This is a genomic window from Afipia sp. MLSD5-FHT05B12 (assembly GCF_058793355.1).
In genome coordinates, this window is record NZ_JBXAFS010000010.1 from 62,055 (window position 1) to 80,604 (window position 18,550).

At 62.9% G+C, this 18,550-nt stretch carries 16 protein-coding genes and 1 pseudogene; 4 read left to right on the plus strand and 13 right to left on the minus strand.

The genetic code is table 11. The annotated features are described in order from the left end of the window. Window positions 1–28: 28 nt before the first annotated feature. The 4 genes from modC to mepA all read right to left on the minus strand — a co-directional run bounded on the left by modC (window position 29) and on the right by mepA (window position 3,381). Window positions 29–700 (minus strand): molybdenum ABC transporter ATP-binding protein, encoded by a 672-nt coding sequence (modC, locus tag AC1Q6J_RS14450; RefSeq protein ID WP_492279966.1) that lies wholly within the window; start codon window positions 698–700, stop codon window positions 29–31. A gap of 1 nt (window position 701) precedes the next feature. Continuing rightward, a complete protein-coding gene (gene modB / locus AC1Q6J_RS14455) occupies window positions 702–1,397 on the minus strand; it encodes a molybdate ABC transporter permease subunit (RefSeq protein WP_492279967.1) in 696 nt (231 codons plus the stop codon). An 8-nt stretch (window positions 1,398–1,405) separates the two neighbouring features. Beyond that, window positions 1,406–2,224 (minus strand): molybdate ABC transporter substrate-binding protein, encoded by an 819-nt coding sequence (gene modA / locus AC1Q6J_RS14460; RefSeq protein ID WP_492279968.1) that lies wholly within the window; start codon window positions 2,222–2,224, stop codon window positions 1,406–1,408. A gap of 218 nt (window positions 2,225–2,442) precedes the next feature. Further along, window positions 2,443–3,381: a penicillin-insensitive murein endopeptidase gene (mepA, locus tag AC1Q6J_RS14465; RefSeq protein WP_492279969.1), complete on the minus strand. Its 939-nt coding sequence runs from the start codon at window positions 3,379–3,381 to the stop codon at window positions 2,443–2,445. 341 nt (window positions 3,382–3,722) lie between these two features. On the opposite strand from mepA, the gene AC1Q6J_RS14470 reads away from it, so the two are divergent. Then, window positions 3,723–5,942 carry a putative bifunctional diguanylate cyclase/phosphodiesterase gene (locus tag AC1Q6J_RS14470; RefSeq protein ID WP_492279970.1) on the plus strand — a complete coding sequence of 740 codons (2,220 nt, stop codon included), beginning with the start codon at window positions 3,723–3,725 and terminating at the stop codon, window positions 5,940–5,942. A gap of 85 nt (window positions 5,943–6,027) precedes the next feature. On the opposite strand, the gene AC1Q6J_RS14475 is transcribed toward AC1Q6J_RS14470, so the two are convergent. The 4 genes and pseudogenes from AC1Q6J_RS14475 to lepA form a co-directional block, all read right to left on the minus strand. Continuing rightward, window positions 6,028–6,270 carry a YegP family protein gene (locus tag AC1Q6J_RS14475; protein WP_492279971.1) on the minus strand — a complete coding sequence of 81 codons (243 nt, stop codon included), beginning with the start codon at window positions 6,268–6,270 and terminating at the stop codon, window positions 6,028–6,030. Window positions 6,271–6,827: 557 nt separating this feature from the next. Beyond that, the gene (locus AC1Q6J_RS14480; RefSeq protein WP_492280057.1) at window positions 6,828–7,109 is read right to left on the minus strand and encodes a GIY-YIG nuclease family protein; all 282 of its coding nucleotides are present in this window, start codon (window positions 7,107–7,109) and stop codon (window positions 6,828–6,830) included. Between the two features lie 106 nt (window positions 7,110–7,215). Beyond that, window positions 7,216–7,487 (minus strand): annotated as a pseudogene (locus AC1Q6J_RS14485) (GIY-YIG nuclease family protein). A 144-nt stretch (window positions 7,488–7,631) separates the two neighbouring features. Next, a complete protein-coding gene (gene lepA / locus AC1Q6J_RS14490; RefSeq protein WP_492279972.1) occupies window positions 7,632–9,437 on the minus strand; it encodes a translation elongation factor 4 in 1,806 nt (601 codons plus the stop codon). A 294-nt stretch (window positions 9,438–9,731) separates the two neighbouring features. Here lepA and AC1Q6J_RS14495 point away from each other — a divergent pair, with 294 nt between their 5' ends. Beyond that, the gene (locus AC1Q6J_RS14495) at window positions 9,732–11,444 is read left to right on the plus strand and encodes a glycosyltransferase family 39 protein (protein ID WP_492279973.1); all 1,713 of its coding nucleotides are present in this window, start codon (window positions 9,732–9,734) and stop codon (window positions 11,442–11,444) included. A 139-nt stretch (window positions 11,445–11,583) separates the two neighbouring features. Here the strand turns inward: AC1Q6J_RS14495 and AC1Q6J_RS14500 are convergent, their stop codons facing one another. The 5 genes from AC1Q6J_RS14500 to AC1Q6J_RS14520 form a co-directional block, all read right to left on the minus strand. Further along, window positions 11,584–11,898, minus strand: a complete 315-nt coding sequence (locus AC1Q6J_RS14500; protein WP_492279974.1) for an HPr family phosphocarrier protein — start codon at window positions 11,896–11,898, stop codon at window positions 11,584–11,586. Beyond that, a complete protein-coding gene (locus AC1Q6J_RS14505) occupies window positions 11,895–12,296 on the minus strand; it encodes a PTS sugar transporter subunit IIA (protein ID WP_006022367.1) in 402 nt (133 codons plus the stop codon). The genes AC1Q6J_RS14500 and AC1Q6J_RS14505 overlap by 4 nt, the downstream gene beginning before the upstream one ends. Before the next feature lie 209 nt (window positions 12,297–12,505). After that, window positions 12,506–12,943, minus strand: a complete 438-nt coding sequence (locus tag AC1Q6J_RS14510; protein WP_492279975.1) for an HPr kinase/phosphorylase — start codon at window positions 12,941–12,943, stop codon at window positions 12,506–12,508. 127 nt (window positions 12,944–13,070) lie between these two features. Further along, complete coding sequence (locus AC1Q6J_RS14515) at window positions 13,071–14,882, minus strand: stimulus-sensing domain-containing protein (RefSeq protein WP_492279976.1); 1,812 nt, start codon at window positions 14,880–14,882, stop codon at window positions 13,071–13,073. A gap of 151 nt (window positions 14,883–15,033) precedes the next feature. Continuing rightward, window positions 15,034–15,735: a response regulator transcription factor gene (locus tag AC1Q6J_RS14520; RefSeq protein WP_492279977.1), complete on the minus strand. Its 702-nt coding sequence runs from the start codon at window positions 15,733–15,735 to the stop codon at window positions 15,034–15,036. 240 nt (window positions 15,736–15,975) lie between these two features. Between AC1Q6J_RS14520 and AC1Q6J_RS14525 the strand changes: the two genes are divergently transcribed. Both AC1Q6J_RS14525 and AC1Q6J_RS14530 read left to right on the plus strand, forming a co-directional pair. After that, window positions 15,976–16,716 (plus strand): HugZ family pyridoxamine 5'-phosphate oxidase, encoded by a 741-nt coding sequence (locus AC1Q6J_RS14525; protein ID WP_492279978.1) that lies wholly within the window; start codon window positions 15,976–15,978, stop codon window positions 16,714–16,716. 190 nt (window positions 16,717–16,906) lie between these two features. Then, entirely contained in the window at window positions 16,907–18,523 is a 1,617-nt protein-coding gene (locus tag AC1Q6J_RS14530) for a phosphoenolpyruvate carboxykinase (RefSeq protein WP_492279979.1), read from the plus strand. Window positions 18,524–18,550: the final 27 nt, after the last annotated feature.

Here is an 18,550-nt window from a genome sequence, read left to right on the forward strand (position 1 = left end):
ACCGGTTTTCCGGTCAGATCATGTTCACTTAAATGACATGCGGTAAAACCTCGACGCCGCCGCTGGCGATCACCTTGCCGCGCTTCAGGATCACCACATTGGTCGCCAGCCGCCGCATCTCGCCGGCATCGTGGCTGACAAACACCATCGGCACACTGGCTTCGTCGCGCAGCCGGATGAAGTAGGGAAGGATCTCCGCTTTCCGCTCTTCGTCGAGCGAGCCGAGCGGCTCGTCGAGCAGCAGCAGGCGCGGTTTCGCGAGCAGGGCGCGGCCGAGTGCCACGCGCTGGCGCTCGCCGCCGGAGAGTTGCGCGGGGCGGCGATTGAGCAGATGCCCGATATCGAGCAGATCGACCGTGTGTTTCTCCGCGGCGGCATCGCGGTCGAGGCCATTCATGCGGCGCCCGTAATCGAGATTTTGCATGACATCGAGATGCGGAAACAGCCGCGCGTCCTGAAACACGTAGCCGATCCGCCGCCGATGCGGCGGGATGTGCAGGTGAGACGCCGTATCGTCGAGGGTTTCTCCGTCGAGCGAAATCCGGCCGCGATCCGGCGCGACCAGTCCGGCGATCATGTTGACGATCGATGTCTTGCCAGCACCGGAATTGCCGAACAGCCCCGTAACAAGTCCGGCGCTCTGGAATGAGGCCGTGACGACGAAATCGCCGAGCTGCTTTTCAACGTCGACTGACAACATCTTAATAACCATGCAGCCGCCGTGTGGCCCGGCGCGCCAAAATCTCGGACGCAATTAGTGCAGCCATTGCAATGCCGATCGACACGACCACCAGCCGCAGTGCCGCGGCATCGCCGTCCGGCGTCTGGGTCAGCGAATAGATTGCCGCCGAGATGGTCTGTGTTTCGCCGGGAATATTGGAGACGAATGTAATCGTTGCGCCGAACTCGCCGATGGCCTTGGCGAAGCCGAGGACCATGCCGGCCACGATGCCCGGCAACGCCAGCGGCAGTGTGACGGTGAGAAAAACCCGCCACGGCGCGGCACCGAGCGTGCTGGCCGCCTGTTCGAGCTTGCGGTCCACCGCCTCGATGGACAGTCGGATCGGCCGCACCAGCAGCGGAAACGACATCACGCCGCAGGCGAGTGCAGCGCCGGTCCAGCGGAACGCAAAGACGATGCCGAGATGATCGGCAAGCCACGCGCCGGCCAAGCCTTTGCGCCCAAAGGTCAGCAGCAGCAGATACCCGGTGACGACCGGCGGCAACACCAGCGGCAGATAGACCAGCGCATCCAGAGCTGCCTTGCCCCAGAACTCACGCCGCGCCAGCAGCCACGCCACGGCGATGCCGAGCGGCGTGGCGACCAGTGTGGCAACGGCGGCGACCCGCAGTGAGAGCAGGATCGCCGTCCATTCCTCTGCGGAAATTGCGGACACGGTGAGTGTTACGACGTCGGCTTGATCAGAAACGTGAAGCCGTACTTCTCGAAGATCGACTTCGCCGCGGTTGAACGAAGGAACGCGAGGTAGGGTGTCGCGCTTGGTTTCGCATTCGCAGTCGCAGCGACCGGATAGATGATCGCCGGATGCGAATCCGCGGGGAACGTGCCGATGATCTTCACGCCGGGTTCGACCTTGGCGTCGGTCTCGTACACGATCCCAAGATTGGCCTCGCCGCGCGCCACCAGCGCCAGCGCTGCGCGCACGCTCTCGACCATGGCGAACTTCGGCTCGGCCGTCTGCCATGAACCGAGCTTCTCCAGCGCGGCTCTAGCGTATTTGCCGACCGGCACCGCCTTGACGTCGCCGGTTGCGATCCGGCCGTCGCCGGCGAGCCTGGCGAGATCGAAACCGGGTCCGATCTTCACATCCGCAAGCCTGGAATCCTTCGGCGCGATCAGCACGATCTTGTTGCCGAGCAGATTGGTCCGGGAGGATTCGCTGATGGTCTTTTTGCCGACGGAGTAATCCATCCAGTCGGTATCGGCGGAGATAAAGATGTCGGCCGGCGCGCCCTGTTCGAGCTGCTTGGCGAGCGCGGAGCTTGCGGCATAGCTCGAGACCACCTTGGTGCCGGTCTTGGCGGTGTAGGCGGCATTGGCCTGATCCAGCGCGTTCTTCATCGAAGCGGCTGCGAATACGATGAGGGTTTTGTCCTGCACGGCCGCCTGCGGCGTACCTGCTGGCTTCGCATCCTGCGCGTGCGCAAAAAACGGTGCGCAGACAAGTGCGGTGACAACGAGAAAACGGGGCATAAAGGTCATTGGGGCGCTCCATAGCGGGGCGCGCGCAAAAAGCGCGCAAACCGGCTTCGATCATTTCGTCTGACGACAAGCGGAAGCGCCGTTCCGGCAACCCCGGCAGCGCGCGGCATGCTGGAGCATCGTTCGCGGGGACAATATCAGGCGTGGTCGCTGCGTAAAGTCCCGGATCGCTACCCCGTTACGGGCCTGATGATCATTTTGACAGCAGCATCCGCCCCTTACGGCGCTTGCAGAACCTGCCGGCATTCGGGCGGCAGATTTGCGAGCGTGAGCGGCGGCTTCGGCTTGGGCGGCTTCGGCGGCGGCTTGGGATGCAGCACCGCGTCGCTGAACCAGTAGGCAAGGTCGCCCGCGCTGCAACCCTCGCCATCGTTGGGCGGCGTCTGTGCTTCACAGTTCGTGCTGCCCGGCGGACATTTCATGCGGATGTGGAAATGGTAGTCGTGTCCATACATCGGACGCACTTTCGACAGCCAGCTCCGGTCGCCCTTCGCTTCCCGGCACAGCGCCTTCTTGATCGCGGCATTGACGAAGATGCGTTCCACCCGCGACTCCTGCGCGGCGGCGCGAATGACCGGAAGATGCGTTGGCGTCCATGTGCCCGGATCGATGTCGAGGCGATCCTTCCGCACCATCATGACGGCGGATGTTTCTTCGCGCTCCTCGCGCGAGAGCTGCCGGTTCGGCATCGGCGTCAGCCAGATGTCGGCATCGAGGCCGATCTGGTGGCTTGCGTGTCCGGTGAACATCGGACCGCCGCGTGGCTGAGACATGTCGCCGACCAGAAGTCCCGGCCAGCCCGCCATTTTCTGCGCCTTGACGGCCACTCTTTCGAGCAGCGCGATGAGATCGGGATGTCCCCAGTTGCGGTTGCGCGACAGCCGCATCACTTGCCACGCCGTTCCGTTGATCGGCAATGCGGCGGCGCCGGCGATGCATCCCTTGGCGTAAAAGCCAAAGACCTGCGGCGCGAGCGCGGCGGGCAGCGGCTTGCGGCCAAACAATTCCTTGGCGGCGACGTTGGGATCGTTCGGATTTGCCAGCGGCGGAAGCGGCTTGGGATTGACGCTGCCTTTGTCCTGCGCCTGTGCCGGGATTGTCCCCGCGAGAGCGGCTGACATCAAAGCGAGCGCGGCAATCAGACGGAATCGCATCATGATTCTCTTTATAGCGAAAGGCCGGCCCGGCGACGAGACCGCGCGATTTCTTAACCTGGCATTAGCCATGCCGGAGACTGACGCAAATTGGAGCGAAATGCCATTCGCGCGGATATTTGGTGTGCAGGCGGCGCATCGGAACCGGGTATCATCATAATCGCGGGGAGAAACGATCATGCGAGCCTTATCTGGTGCCGTGTCCCGTCGTTAAGCCTCGCAATTGAGCATCATAAAAGCCGATGCATACATGGCATCTGCCTCAAGCAGTCCGCCAAAGGATACCAATTTTTCAGACACTTATAGCAAAACTGCTGCCCGCAGAATGCAAGGGATGCGGGGCAATGCCGATCAATCGGCCAAAACCAAAAAACAGAACCGGCAAGTCAGCACTCACGCGGGGAAGGTTGTCGGTTCGCCGGCCCAAGGCCGCGCCGAAGCTGTCACCCAAGGGCCGCAAGGTTTCCGAGATCGGCGAGATCGTGCGCAAGCGCGCGGAAGCCGAGGCGGCGATCGCGGATGCGGCGCGATCGAACGCGCGGCTGCGCGAGGCGATCGATATCCTTCCGCAGGGCATCGTGTTTCTCGATGCCGATGGCCGCTACATCCTCTGGAACAAGAAATACGCCGAGATCTACAACAAGAGCGCCGACCTGTTTGAGGAAGGCGCGATGCTCCGCGACACGCTGAAGGTCGGCGTCGCGCGCGGCGACTACCCGGAAGCCGAAGGCCGCGAGGATGAATGGATCACCGAGCGGCTCGAGAAGCTCTATCATCCCGGCCATCGCCACGAACAGACCCTGTCCGACGGCCGCTGCATCCTGATCGAGGAGCGCCTCACCGGCGACGGCGGCGTGATCGGGCTGCGCGTCGACATCACCGAGCTGAAACAGCGCGAAGCCTCGTTCCGCCTGCTGTTCGACGGCAATCCGGTGCCGATGATCGTCTGCACCCAGGACAACGAGCACATCATCAGCGTCAATGACGCGGCGGTCGCGCATTACGGCTACGCGCGCGAAGACTTCGAGAAGCTCAGGATTTCCGACGTGCAGGCCTTCGATCAGGCCGCTCCCTGGACTGGCGACCAGACTACCGAGGAGCGCGCGGCGCGGACCTGGAAGCACGTCAAGGCCGACGGCTCGCTGATCGATGTCGCGATCTATTCGCGGACGCTGGTGTTCGAAGGCAAGCCCGCGGTGCTGCTGGCGCTGATGGACATCACCGAGCGCAAGCGCGCCGAGGCGCGGCTCGCCTTCATGGCGCAGCATGACGGCCTGACCGGATTGCCGAACCGCATCCTGCTGCGGCAGCGGCTCGACGAGTTGCTGGCGCATACCCGCCGCAGCGGCGACAAGGTCGCGGTGCTGTTTCTCGATCTCGACAATTTCAAGGCCATCAACGACGCGCTGGGTCATGCGATCGGCGACAAGCTGCTGAAAGGCGTGACCAAGCGCCTGCGCTCCTCGCTGCGCGAGGAGGACGCGATCGCGCGCCTCGGCTCCGACGAATTCGCCATCGTGCAGGCGGGTGTTGCCCGGCCTGAGGACGTCGCGTTCCTGGCCAGGCGATTGATCGACGCGATCAGCGAGCCTTACCTGTTCGACGGTCATACCATCGTCAGCGGCGCCAGCATCGGCATTGCGATTGCGCCCGGCGACGGCGACGACGCCGAGAAGCTGCTCAAGAACGCCGACATGGCGCTGTCGCGCGCCAAGAGCGAGGGTCACGGCACCTTCAGTTTCTTCGAATCGGAAATGGATGCGCGCGCACAGACCCGCCGCCGCATTGAAATCGATCTGCGCGCGGCGATCGAGAACAACATCCTGCAACCGCATTACCAGCCGCTGGTCGATCTCAAGACCGGCCACATCACCGGCTTCGAGGCGCTGGTGCGCTGGCCTGACCCCGACCGCGGCATGATTCCGCCGGTGGAATTCATTCCGGTCGCGGAAGAAACCGGCCTGATCAACGCCGTCGGCGGATTGATGCTGCGGCGCGCCTGCATGGACGCCGCGCAGTGGCCGGACGACGTGCGCGTCGCGGTCAACCTGTCGCCGCTGCAATTCCGCGTCGGCAATCTGCTGTCGGTGGTGATGGATGCGCTGAAAACATCGGGCCTGTCGCCGAAGCGGCTTGAACTCGAAATCACCGAAACCCTGCTGCTGGAAAAGAGCGATCAGGTGCTGGCGACGCTGCATGCGCTGCGCGCCCTCGGCGTGCGGATTTCGATGGACGATTTCGGCACCGGATACTCGTCGCTGAGCTATCTGCGCAGCTTTCCGTTCGACAAGATCAAGATCGACCGCTCGTTCGTGCGCGATCTCGGCTCCAATCAGGACGCGCAGGCGATCGTCCGCTCGATCATCTCGCTCGGCATGGGTCTTGGCGTGACGATTACCGCTGAAGGCGTCGAGACCGAATGCGAGCTTGCCTGCCTGCGCGCGGAAGGCTGTCACGAAGGACAGGGTTTCCTGTTCAGCCGCGCCCGGCCCAATGCCGAAATCACCGCGCTGTTGCAGGCCCAGCGCGACGCGGCCGCCGGCGCGAACGCCCGCGTGGCGTGACGCCGGTCATCAGCACGAACCGCTGCAAATGAAAAACCCCGGTTCTGAACCGGGGTTTTCTTTTGCGATGATCAAATCGCTGAAGTCACTTCTTCTTGGACTTCTTCTTTTTCTTCGCGGGCTTGTCCTTCGCCTTCACGGCCTTCGAGACGTCGTCGATTTCGGCCTTGGCGACATTCTTGATGACCGACTTGATCGTGCTCTTGGCCGACGCCTTGTTGGAATAGCCTTCCGAGGCGAACATCTTCTCGCCGTTCGGTGCGCGGAAGCGAAAGCGGAATTCGCCGGACTTGTCTTTGTAGATTTCAAACTTGTAGGACGCTGCCATCACTGTCTCCGATGATTGAAAAAGGCCCGCGCACGTTAAGCGCGCCGTGCATCGGAGACAAGTGGAGGTTGTGCGTTACCCTCAGCGCATTCGCCAGTGCAGCGAAACGCCTTGGTGATAGTCACTGTCACAATCGGGATTCACTATCGTTCGTCATTGCGAGGCACCCTTCGACGAATCTTTGCGAGGGATTCGCCCGCGTGCCTGACGAGAGCGGACCGTGAGTCCGTCTCGCGAGACGCGCGCGTCCGAATGCGAAAGGTTTGCGAGGCCTTCCTCCCGAACGCTGCGCCTCCCGGCGCTCCATCTACCGCCCCGGAATGATGGGGGCGGTGGATCATCCCTCCGCGTCATGAGCGCGGGAAGAGGTGAAAGGATGATAGGAATATAATCCAAAACAATGAACAGTCAAGCTCTACAATCAATCCCACGTCGTCCCCGCGCAGGCGGGGACCCATAACCCCTGTCTTTAAAGTTCGGCAAAACAGGCATTGTGCTTTAGCGGCAGGCAATTGGGAGTATGGGTCCCCGCCTGCGCGGGGACGACCCTGTTGGAGCTATGTGAGCAAATCGGATCGATCACTCCAATCCGGATTTTCACTTTCGATAAGCCGAATTTTCCAGTCGCGATTCCATTTCTTCAATTGCTTCTCGCGGCGGATAGCGTCTTCGGGTGAAGCGAACTCTTCAATATGTACGAGGCGGTGAACGCCATACTTTTTGACGAATTCTGAACCGAGACCGGCGCGATGCTGACCTAACCGCTGGCTAACATTGCTGGTCACGCCGATGTAAAGCGTACCATGCCTTCCACTTGCGAGGATATAGACGAAATAAATGCGCTGTTTCACATCGCGCTCGTTAGATAAAAAGCTTTCCTGAAATTCGAAAGCTGCCAACAAATAAACGTCGTCCCCGCGAAAGCGGGGACCCATACCCCCCGAATTATCCGATCAGATCAGATCGATCGCTCCAGTCGGGATTGTCGCTTTCGATCAGCCGAATTTTCCAGTCGCGATTCCATTTCTTCAATTGCTTTTCGCGGCGGATGGCGTCCTCGGGTGATGAAAATTCCTCGAGATGCACGAGGCGATGCACGTCGTACTTCTTGACGAACTCCGAATCGTGCCCCGAGCGATGCAGGTCTGGATGCTGTTGGTTACGCCGATATAAAGAGTTCCGTGTTTTCCACTGGCGAGGATGTAGACGAAATACATTGTGAAATTCCGGTTCACCCGCGACTATGGGTAAGGCGACCACGGATTTTAGTGGAAAAATGGATTGTGAGAACCGCTTATTCTAGGGAGTATGGGTCCCCGCCTGCGCGGGGACGACGCGGAGGGTATGGCTGTTGCTTCCCCTCAACTATCCACCTTCAGCGCGGCAATGAAAGCTTCCTGCGGGATGTCGACCTTGCCGAACTGCCGCATCTTCTTCTTGCCTTCCTTCTGCTTCTCCAGAAGCTTGCGTTTGCGCGTGATGTCGCCGCCGTAGCACTTCGCGGTGACGTCCTTGCGCAGCGCGCGCACGGTCTCGCGCGCGATCACCTTGCCGCCGATCGCCGCCTGGATCGGGATCTGGAACATGTGCGGCGGGATCAGCTCCTTCATCTTCTCGACCATGGCGCGGCCGCGGCCCTCCGCGCGGGTGCGATGGACCAGCATGGAGAGCGCATCCACCGGCTCATTGTTGACCAGGATCTGCATCTTCACGAGATCGGCCGGTTTATAGTCGGTCAGGTGATAGTCGAACGAGGCGTAGCCCTTCGAGACTGATTTCAGGCGATCATAGAAATCGAACACCACTTCGTTGAGCGGCAGTTCGTATTTCACCATGGCGCGCGCGCCGACATAGGTCAGCTCTTTCTGCGTGCCGCGGCGGTCCTGACAGAGCTTGAGCACGCTGCCGAGATATTCGTCCGGGGTCAGGATGGTGGCCTCGATCCACGGCTCTTCGATTTCCTTGATCTGCGTCACGTCCGGCATGTCGATCGGATTGTGAATCTCGATCTCGGTGCCGTTGTTGAGGTGCATCTTGTAGATGACGCTTGGGGCGGTCGCGATCAGGTTGAGGTTGAACTCGCGGCTCAGGCGCTCCTGAATGATTTCCAGATGCAGCAGGCCGAGGAAACCGCAGCGGAAGCCGAAGCCCAGCGCCGCCGAGGTCTCCATCTCGAACGAGAAGCTTGCGTCGTTGAGCCGCAGCTTGCCCATCGCGGCGCGCAGTGTTTCGAAGTCGTCGGCATCGACCGGGAACAGGCCGCAGAACACCACCGGGATCGCCGGCTTGAAGCCCGGCAGCATGTCGGTGATCGGCTTCCTGTCATCGGTGATGGTGTCGCCGACGCGGGTATCGGCGACTTCCTTGATCGCCGCGGTGATAAAGCCGATTTCGCCGGGACCGAGTTCGTCGACATTGACCATCTTCGGCGTGAAGAAGCCGACGCGCTCGATGTCGTAGGCCGCGCCCGTGCCCATCATGCGCACGCGCTGGCCCTTCTTCAGGACGCCGTCGACCACGCGCACCAGAACCACGACGCCGAGATAAACGTCGTACCAGCTGTCGACCAGCAGCGCCTTCAGCGTCGCGTCGCGGTCGCCCTTCGGCGGCGGCAGGCGGGTGACGATGGCTTCCAGCACGTCGGGAATGCCGAGGCCGGTCTTCGCCGAGATCATCACCGCCTCGGAAGCGTCGATGCCGATCACGTCCTCGATCTGCTGCTTCACCTGTTCGGGTTCGGCGGCGGGAAGATCGACCTTGTTCAGCACCGGCACGATTTCGAGGTTGGCGTCGAGCGCGTGATAGACGTTGGCGAGCGTCTGCGCTTCCACGCCCTGCGAGGCGTCCACCACCAGCAGCGCGCCTTCGCACGCCGCCAGCGAGCGCGAGACCTCGTAGGCGAAGTCGACGTGGCCGGGCGTGTCCATCAGGTTGAAGATGTAGGTGTTGCCGTCCTTGGCCTTGTAGTTGAGGCGGACGGTCTGCGCCTTGATGGTGATGCCGCGCTCGCGCTCGATGTCCATCGAGTCGAGCACCTGCTCCTTCATCTCGCGCGCCTCCAGTCCGCCGGTGGTCTGGATCAGCCGGTCGGCGAGGGTGGACTTGCCATGGTCGATATGGGCGACGATGGAGAAGTTGCGGATGTTCGAGATGGGGGTGGTTGTCATGGGCGCGGGATAGCATTCGCGCCGCAAAGCGGCAACAAAATTGGGCTGTTCCGGGGCTGACTTCCGCAGAAATCGCAATGATTTACGGTTGCCCGCAATCGTTCGGCGCTGTTAGAGCTTGTGGCCATCGCTTTGAAGACGCGGCGGGCGCGAAGTCCGTCATCCTGAGGTGCGCGCTTTTTGCGAGCCTCGAAGGATGACGGGACAGGTTGCCGCCGCCCTTTGAGGCCTCCGCTGCGCTCCGGCACCTCAGGGTGACGGCGCGCCGCACATATCCGACACAGGTTGACCGCAATGTCCGATGCTTCATCGACCGAGAGTGGGCGCAGAACAGGGAAAAACCCCGGCCCGCGCACTGGACTGCGATCCCGGCAGAAGGCGCGGCTGCGCCATGTGCCGGTGACGCGCCGCGTGGCGGCGTGGATCGCGGCGGCCGCTCACGATCCGGCGACGTCGCTCAGGTTCGTTATCAGCTTCGCGGTGGTTCATGCGCTGCTCTGGACCATCATCCTCACCGCGCTGAAGGCCGCGCAGGATGTCCATATGGATGTCGCGGAGGCCTATGCCTGGGGCCAGAAATTCCTGCTCGGCTACGGCAAGCATCCGCCGCTGGCGGGATGGGTCGCGGGCGTCTGGTTCCGGATTTTCCCTGTCACCGACTGGGCGACCTACGCGCTGGCGATGACGGTGACCGGCATCGGCCTTGTGATCTGCTGGCTGATCGCGGTGCGCGTGGTCGATCATCGCCGCGCGATGTTCACGGTGGCGATGCTGGCGCTCTATCCGGTCTTCACCTTCAAGGGCTTCAAGTACAATCCGGACCTGCTGCAACTGGTGACGCTGCCGCTGTTCGTGCTGGCCTATCTCGATGCGTTTCAGAAGCGGACATGGATGTCCGGCATCTGGCTGGGGCTCGCCGCGGCGCTGGCGCTGATGACCAAATACTGGGTGCTGACCATGATCGGCGCCGCCGGTCTCGCGGCGCTGATTCATCCGGACCGGATGCGGTTCCTGCGCTCGCCCGCGCCATGGGTGGCGTTCGCCGCATGTTTTGTCGGCATGCTGCCGCATCTGTGGTGGCTGAAGCAGGCGGATTTCCTGCCGCTGATCTATGCCGACGATGTCTATGGTGGGCGAACATTCCTCACCACGCTGCGGCTGGCGTCGATCTATCTCGCGCACAATCTGGGCCTGCTGCTGCTTCCGGTGGCTTTCGCAGGCATCGCGCTGGCGTGGAAACTGCAATGGTGGAAATCGATCCGCACCAGGGGCGTGTTTCGCGAGTTCGCCGATTCGGTGAAGCGCCCGTGGATGCGTGGGCCCAACTCCGGCGTCTATCTCACACAGGCGCGCAACATCTGGATCATCCAGATCATTGTCGCGCTGGTGCCGCCGTTCGCCGCCGTGGCATTCGGCATCTACATGAAGACCGATTGGGGCATCTCGCTGTTCTTCCTGGTGCCGCTGGCGCTGATCGCGCTGCCCGCGCTGCGCGTCACGCAGATGGCGCTGATCCGCCTGATGCTGATGTGGCTGGCGTTCACGCTCGTCATGCTGCTGATCTCGCCGATCATCGCGGCGCAGACCGTGCGGCGCGATGGCGACGCCGGCGTTCCGTTCGCGCCGAAGTCCGAATTCGCGCTGCAACTGACCGAAGCCTGGCGCGCGCGGTTCAACAGGCGCTGGGCCGTTGTCGCGGGCACCACCGAAATCGGCGAGCCGCTGACATTCTACAGCCCCGATCATCCGGCGCCGTTGACGCCGCGCGAGGTCTGGGCCTCGGGCCTGACCAGTCTCGAGGCCGCGAAGCAGTCCGGCTTCATCGGCATCTGCGACACCAAGGATCTCGAGCTGCACAAGTGCGAGGCGTGGATGGCCGAGAACGCGCCGGATGCCGAGCGCGTCGATCTCACCTCGCGGCGCTATTTCCACGGCAAGGCGGGGCCGGCGGTGAAATGGAAGATCTGGATCGTGGGGCCGGAGAAGACGGAAGAAGACGAGAAGTGAGTGGCGTCATCCTGAGGTGCGAGCCGTTCTTTACGGCGAGCCTCGAAGGATGGCGCGCAAGAGGAGATCACTTGTGTCGCCGCCGCCCTTCGAGGCTCGCAAGTGCTCGCACCTCAGGGTGACGGCGAAAAACCTTCTCTCAGCCCGCTTCCTCTTCGCCGAACTTGTTGGCGAGCAGTTCGGTGATGGCGTTGATCGCGGCCTCGGCTTCGCGGCCGCTCGCCGCCACCGTGATGGTCGTGCCGATCCCGGCCGACAGCATCATCAGGCCCATGATGGACGTGCCGCCGACGCTTTCACCGTTGCGCGTGACGGTGAGCTCGGCATCGAACTTTTCCGCCGTCTGCACGAACTTCGCGGAGGCGCGCGCGTGAAGGCCGCGCTTGTTAACAATGGGAAGTTCTCGGACGATAACGCCGGCGGACGAAGACTGCTGCTCCGGCGTGGCGCTCATTTCCCGGCAAGCACCCGGCTGGCGATGGTCACGTATTTGCGGCCGGCTTCCTGAGCGGCGGCGATCGCGTCTGGCAGCGGCTTGTCGTCGCGCACCTTGGCGAGCTTGACCAGCATCGGCAGGTTGATGCCGGCCAGCACTTCGACCTTCGGACGGCTCATACAGGAGATCGCGAGGTTCGACGGCGTGCCGCCGAACATGTCGGTGAGAATCGCAACGCCATCGCCGCTGTCGACGCGCTTGACGGCTTCGATGATATCGCTGCGACACAGATCGGCATCGTCTTCGGCGCCAATCGTGATCGACTCGATTTGTTTTTGTGGACCCATCACGTGCTCAAGCGCGGCCTTGAACTCGTCGGCAAGACGCCCGTGGGTCACCAGTACTAGACCAATCATTCAAAACTCCTCGCGGGCGCTTTTTGATGCACCGCACGAAAGGGCCACATGTTGACCATCCAGAGCCCCGGCGCAAGGGGGGATGTTGCCGCGTACCCCCTTAAAAAAGGTGTCCGCGCGGATCGACTTCAGTGGCGAGGGTCCGGGTTATATGGCGACCAAACCGCCGCCAGCAATCAGCCGAAGGTCGTGAGTTCGCTTTTGAAACCTTAAACTGTCGTAAGGAACGCCACCACCAGAGGTAGGGCGTTATGCCCCCTCGCCACCGGGATTCGCGCAGTTTCCAGCCCGGAAACCCGTGTTTTCAGGGCTTCCGGCGGCGGCAGGCGCTCGGCGTCGGCGGCGTCGAGGTCGACCACCAGCCCCACGGGCGCTTCGGCGACAAAGCCGGTGGTCCTGATCCCGAGGCCCCGGATTTCGATCTGTCCGGCCAGTTCAGGCACGCCCCGCACGATCAGCCGGCCATCCCGATCCGTCAGGCGGACCCGGTCGTCGCCGATCAGGGTGACGGCTGGTAGCAGTCCTGCGCGGCCGGCCAGGATGAGATCGAACGCCAGCCGGGACTTGCCAGAGCCCGACGGGCCGCGAATCAGGACGGCGCGCTCGCCGACCAGCACCGCCGAGGCATGGATGCTTGCGTCGCTCATGCGGTCTTTCGATCAAGCGTCATGATCCCTCGGAGCGAAGCACCGGCGTCGATTCCAGCGTGACAGAACACCTCTCCCCACGGGAGAGGTGAGGCAAGGCGGGTGCGGCTCGTTAGCTCCGCTTCGCTCATATCGCGGGCAGCCGGACCGTGAAGCGCGCGCCGACGATGCGGGCGTCGCCCCCGGCGTCGATCGGGCCGGCGCGGTTCTCCGCCCAGATGCGTCCGCCATGGGCTTCCACGATCTGCTTGGAGATCGACAGCCCGAGGCCGGAATTCTGTCCGAAGCCCTGATGCGGCCGGTCTGTGTAAAAGCGCTCGAAGATCTTCTCGAGCGCGCCGGGACGGATGCCGGTGCCGTCGTCGTCGATCACGATTTCGATTTCGGATTTGAGGCGGCGGCAGACGATGCGCACCTTGCTGCCTGGACGCGAGAACGATTGCGCGTTGCTCAGGAGATTCGAAATCACCTGCCCAAGCCGCGAGTCATGTCCCGGCACCGAGAAGGCGTCGTTGGGCTTGCCCTCGAAACGGGCTTCGACGGTGACGTCGGTGCCGTGCTGGGTCTCGTTGGCGACCGAGACCAGCGTGTTGAGCAGGCGGCGGATGTCGACCGGCTCGACATCCTGCCGCTGCAACTCGGCGTCGAGACGGCTGGCGTCGGAAATGTCGGAGATCAGACGGTCCAGCCTGCGCACGTCGTGTTCGATCACGGCCAGCAGCCGCGAACGGCTGTCGTCGGATCGCGCCAGCGGAAGCGTCTCGACCGCGGAGCGCATCGACGTCAGCGGGTTCTTCAGTTCGTGCGCGACGTCGGCGGCGAAGCGCTCGATGCCCTCGATGCGGTTGTAGAGCGCGCCGGTCATGTCGCGCAGCGCGCGCGACAGATGGCCGATCTCGTCGCCGCGCGAGGTGAAGTCCGGAATTTCGACGCGGGTCTTGATACGGCGGCGGACGCGCTCGGCGCTGTCGGCGAGGCGGCGCATCGGGCCTGCGATGGTGCTTGCGAGCAGCAGCGACAGCAGGATCATCACGCCAGCTGCGATGCCGAACACCTTGAGGATCGCGAGACGCTCGGCGGTCACCATCTGATCGATGTCGTCCCCCTGGGTCGAGAGCATCAGCGCGCCGTGGACCGCGCGGAAGCGCTGCACCGGCACCGACACCGACACGATCACTTCGCCGCGGTCGTTGATCCGCACCATGCTGCCCTTGCGGCCGTCGAGCGCCTGCTGGACTTCCTGATAGCCGTTGCCGTTTTCCGGTCCCAGTTCGCGATACAGCGGCAGGTCGCCGCGGTTGAGCCAGGTGCGGATCGCGATCATGGTCTTTTCGGCGAAGCCCGGCTTTTCAGCGTTGGGCGGCGCCAGCTCGAAGCGCATCACATCGCCGCGTCCGTAAAGATTGCGGCTGTCGAGCACCAGCACGCCGTCGCGATCATAAATGCGCGCGCGGGTCTTGGTCGGCGAAATCAGCCGCCGCAGCACCGGCGCGACGCGCTCGGGATTGATCGGGAAATCGATGTTGGTGAGGGTCTCGTCGCTCGGGCCGTAGGTTTCGCCGGGCTTCAGATCCAGCAGCCGCTCCGGATCGACGGTGATGGCGTTGGTCTCCACCGTGGCCGAGGCCGCGATCGCGCCCGAGATGATTTCAGCCTGCACCAGGAGGCTCTGCGCCCGCGCGTCGATCAGTCCGGCGCGGAATTGCGACAGATAGAGGATGCCGGCCAGCATCGCGCACAGACCGATCAGGTTGAGAACCACGATGCGGCGGGTGAGGCTGGAGAAGGTCAGCGCCGCGACATAACGCCCGGCACGCTCGATCAGGCCGGCCGGATTCCAGCCGCCCCGTGCAGCTGCGGCTTCCGCCGGCGCATCGGCAACCGGCGGCGCTCCGATATCGGCACCATCGTCAGACTCAGGCTGCGTTCGATCAAGCAATGGTGGAACCGTGTTTTGCTTCGGACAAACGCCTTATAGCACTAACCGGCGTGTGTAGCCCGGATGGAGCGTCGCGAAATCCGGGGCGATAGCGGCCACCTGACCCGGATTACGCTGCGCTCCATCCGGGCTACGATCCTATCGAGATTGGTTAGGTTTCCTTGAAGCGATAACCGACGCCGTACAGGGTTTCGATCATCTCGAAGTCATCGTCGGCGGCCTTGAACTTCTTGCGCAGGCGCTTGATGTGGCTGTCGATGGTGCGGTCGTCGACATAGACCTGATCGTCATAGGCGGCGTCCATCAGCGCGTTGCGGCTTTTCACCACGCCGGGGCGGGTGGCCAGCGCCTGAAGGATCAGGAATTCGGTGACGGTGAGCGTCACGGGCTCGTTCTTCCAGGTGCAGGTGTGGCGTTCCGGGTCCATGCGCAGCAGTCCGCGTTCGAGCGCCTTGGCGTCCAGCTCCTTTTGCGTGGCGGCGGGGTCCTTCGGCACCGCGCGGCGCAGCACCGCCTTGACGCGCTCGACCAGCAGGCGCTGGGAGAACGGCTTGCGGATGAAATCGTCGGCGCCCATCTTGAGGCCGAACAGCTCGTCGATTTCCTCGTCCTTGGAGGTGAGGAAGATCACGGGCAGATCCGACTTCTGACGCAGTCGGCGCAGCGTTTCCATGCCGTCCATGCGCGGCATCTTGATGTCGAGGATGGCAAGGTCCGGCGGGCTCGTCTTGAAGCCGTCGAGGGCCGATGCGCCATCCGTATAGGTCATGATGCGGTAGCCTTCGGCTTCCAGCGCGATCGAGACCGATGTCAGAATGTTGCGGTCGTCATCGACCAGGGCGATTGTGGGCATGAGCCTGCTTTCCAAATCGATAGTTTCGGGCGGGGCGACTGTTTACTGACCGGACAAACCGGATGCCGTGAAATAAGGCGTTCGCTTATCTTCAACGAGCAATGCAAGCTGGGCTGAAATGTGACCGAGTTCCTGAGCCCTGCGAATATTGGAACCTGACGTTTATATAAGCGGATTGTTCCGGGATATAACCCTTTTTTGCCGCAAAAAAGCCCGTTAACCTTTGAAATCAGGCTCCTGATGGACCCCACCGCCCACGTCAAACCGGCCCGCCTGACCCGTTCGCTGCTGGGCCGCAGCCGTCAGGGCGCGCTGGCGACGCTGATGCCGGAGAGCGGCGATCCGTATTGCTCGCTGGTCAATGTCGCCTCGATGCCGGACGGATTTCCAATCCTGCTGATCTCGCGGCTGGCGGTTCACACCAGCAACATTCTGAGCGATCCGCGCGTCTCGCTGATGCTTGATGAGCGCGCGCCGGGCGATCCGCTGGAGGGCGCGCGCATCATGCTTGCGGGGACCGCCGAAGAAACCCGGGGAGGCGCGGAAGAATTGGCGAGGCGGCGCTATCTCGCGGCTCATCCGTCCGCCGGGGAGTTCGCGGGTTTCCGCGATTTCTCGTTCTTCCGCATCGTCCCGAAAGGCGTGCATCTCGTGGCGGGGTTCGGCCGCATCGTCGATCTTGCGCCTGGTGATTTCCTTACCGATCTCTCCGGCGCGGAGGCGCTGGTCGAGGCCGAGGCGGACATCGTCGCGCACCTGAACGCCGATCACACCGAGACGATGAATCTTTATGCAACGCGACTGCTCGGCGCGGCGGAGGGCACATGGCGATGCACCGGCTGCGATCCCGAAGGCCTCGACATGCAGGACGATGCACGCACGCTCCGGCTCGATTTTCCGCAGCGGATCGTCACGCCTGCTGCACTGCGGCAAACCCTGAAGGCGCTGGCCGACCGCGCGCGTGCCGTGCCAAGTGTGTGAAATTCAACCCGTTTTCGCCGGTCCCGGCGATCTTTACCGCATTGTGACGGATCGACTTGGCAAGCAGTGTGTTGGGCACTTATAAGTCGCCGGATCGAAGCCCGGGAGCTATGATCCCCGGCATCCGCGACAGGGGCGTTCGGCGACAGCCGCGCAAAACGATACGCGGTCTTTGTGGGAGATTCTGAAAGTGCAAGAGACGGGTGTGCGCAACGGTGCCTTCGGCGCCGACAAATTCGGCTTCAAAAATCTCAAACAGGTGAACTGGAATCTCGGCTCCTCGCCGCTTTACGAGTACGCCATCGCTGCTGGTGAAGCCGTGCTCACCGCCGAAGGCGCGCTCTGCGCCGAGACTGGCGTGTTCACCGGTCGCTCGCCGAAGGACAAGTTCACCGTCCGCGACGCCAACACCGACAAGACCATGTGGTGGGGCGGCAACCAGTCGATTACCTCCGAGCAGTTCCAGACGCTGCACGACGACGTCCTCAAGCACTGCGAAGGCAGGATGCTGTTCGCGCAGGACCTCTACGGCGGCGCCGATCCGAAATTCAGCATCAAGACCCGCGTCTATACCGAACTGGCGTGGCACTCGCTGTTCATCCGCACGCTGCTTCGCCGTCCCGAATTCGCCGAGCTTGCGAGCTTTACGCCCGAACTGACCCTCGTCGATCTGCCGAGCTTCCGCGCCGATCCGAAGCGTCACGGCTGCAAGTCGGAAAACATCGTCGCGATCGATTTCACCCGGAAGATCGTCATCATCTGCGGCAGCCAGTACGCCGGCGAGATGAAGAAGTCGGTGTTCTCGACGCTGAACTACTTCCTGCCCGCGCAGGGCGTGATGCCGATGCATTGCTCGGCCAATGTCGGGCCGAACGGCGACACCGCGGTCTTCTTCGGCCTTTCCGGCACCGGCAAGACCACGTTGTCGGCCGATCCCAACCGCACGCTGATCGGCGACGACGAGCACGGCTGGGGCCCGGACGGCGTCTTCAATTTCGAAGGCGGCTGCTACGCCAAGACCATCAAGCTGTCGCGCGAGGCGGAGCCTGCGATCTTCAACGCCAGCATCAAGTTCGGCGCGGTGCTCGAAAACGTGGTGCTCGATCCGCGGACCCGCGTTCCCGACTTCGACGACGGCTCCAAGACCGAGAACACACGCTCGGCGTATCCGCTGGAATCGATCCCCAACGCCTCGCTGACCGGCCGCGCCGGTCATCCGAAGAATCTGGTGATGCTCGCCGCCGACGCGTTCGGCGTGATGCCGCCGATCGCCAAGCTGAATCCGGCTCAGGCGATGTATCACTTCCTCTCCGGCTACACCGCGAAGGTGGCGGGCACCGAGCGCGGTCTCGGCAACGAGCCGCAGCCGGAATTCTCGGCGTGCTTCGGTTCGCCGTTCCTGCCGCGCGATCCGGCCGAATACGGCCAGCTCCTGAAGGAGCTGATCGCCAAACACAACGTCGATTGCTGGGTGGTCAACACCGGCTGGACCGGCGGCAAGTACGGCACCGGCAGCCGCATGCCGATCAAGGTCACGCGCGCGCTCTTGACCGCGGCGCTGAACGGCTCGCTGCGCAACGCCACGTTCCGCACCGACAAGTATTTCGGTTTCGCGGTGCCGACCGCGCTGGACGGCGTGCCGAGCGATATTCTCGATCCGGTCAACACCTGGAAGGACAAGGCCGAGTTCGACAAGACCGCGCGCGGGCTGGTCGCGATGTTCCAGAAGAACTTCGAGAAGTTCGAGAAGCAGGTCGACGCGGAAGTCCGCGCCGCCGCCCCGGAGGTCAAGCTCGCGGCGGAGTGATTGCTCCGGCGACAGTTCTGAATGCGA

Coding starts and splice junctions, on each gene's coding strand:
- modC (WP_492279966.1), bottom strand. CDS start 700: ATGTTGTCAGTCGACGTTGAAAAGCAGCTCGGCGATTTCGTCGTCACG.
- modA (WP_492279968.1), bottom strand. CDS start 2,224: ATGACCTTTATGCCCCGTTTTCTCGTTGTCACCGCACTTGTCTGCGCA.
- mepA (WP_492279969.1), bottom strand. CDS start 3,381: ATGATGCGATTCCGTCTGATTGCCGCGCTCGCTTTGATGTCAGCCGCT.
- AC1Q6J_RS14470 (WP_492279970.1), top strand. CDS start 3,723: ATGCCGATCAATCGGCCAAAACCAAAAAACAGAACCGGCAAGTCAGCA.
- AC1Q6J_RS14475 (WP_492279971.1), bottom strand. CDS start 6,270: ATGGCAGCGTCCTACAAGTTTGAAATCTACAAAGACAAGTCCGGCGAA.
- lepA (WP_492279972.1), bottom strand. CDS start 9,437: ATGACAACCACCCCCATCTCGAACATCCGCAACTTCTCCATCGTCGCC.
- AC1Q6J_RS14495 (WP_492279973.1), top strand. CDS start 9,732: ATGTCCGATGCTTCATCGACCGAGAGTGGGCGCAGAACAGGGAAAAAC.
- AC1Q6J_RS14500 (WP_492279974.1), bottom strand. CDS start 11,898: ATGAGCGCCACGCCGGAGCAGCAGTCTTCGTCCGCCGGCGTTATCGTC.
- AC1Q6J_RS14505 (WP_006022367.1), bottom strand. CDS start 12,296: ATGATTGGTCTAGTACTGGTGACCCACGGGCGTCTTGCCGACGAGTTC.
- AC1Q6J_RS14510 (WP_492279975.1), bottom strand. CDS start 12,943: ATGAGCGACGCAAGCATCCATGCCTCGGCGGTGCTGGTCGGCGAGCGC.
- AC1Q6J_RS14520 (WP_492279977.1), bottom strand. CDS start 15,735: ATGCCCACAATCGCCCTGGTCGATGACGACCGCAACATTCTGACATCG.
- AC1Q6J_RS14525 (WP_492279978.1), top strand. CDS start 15,976: ATGGACCCCACCGCCCACGTCAAACCGGCCCGCCTGACCCGTTCGCTG.